The sequence below is a fragment of the Micromonospora sp. URMC 105 genome, assembly GCF_051386295.1.
Lineage (GTDB): Bacteria > Actinomycetota > Actinomycetes > Mycobacteriales > Micromonosporaceae > Micromonospora.
The window spans coordinates 1-270 of record NZ_JBPQTL010000243.1 but is presented as its reverse complement, the minus strand read 5'-3'; the positions used below and the strand labels follow the sequence as shown (position 1 = coordinate 270).

1 pseudogene is annotated in these 270 nt (G+C 81.9%); it reads right to left on the bottom strand.

Annotated features, from left to right (window positions below):
- Positions 1-218, bottom strand: a pseudogene (locus ACSNN7_RS29135) (hypothetical protein); the annotation flags it as partial.
- Between the last annotated feature and the right edge of the window lie 52 nt (positions 219-270).

The following is a 270-nucleotide window of genomic DNA, read 5'->3' as shown; positions in this document are numbered from 1 at the left end:
GGCGAGCTCCTGCCCGGCCTCACCCGCACCACCGAGCCGAGCAGCAGCTCCGAGTCGCCGCCGGACCCGACGCCCACCGTCAGCGCGGAACCCACGGGCACCGCCGAGCCCACGCCCACCGTGGCTCCGACGGCCGGTCCGACCGCTGCGCCCCGGAAGCCGCCGCCCGCCCCGTCACCGGCCGCCCGGCCACGACCGCGCCCCACCGCCGCGGACACGGCCCCACCGCGTCGGCGTCTGCCCGCCCAACGGCCGGTCCGCCCGCCGTCC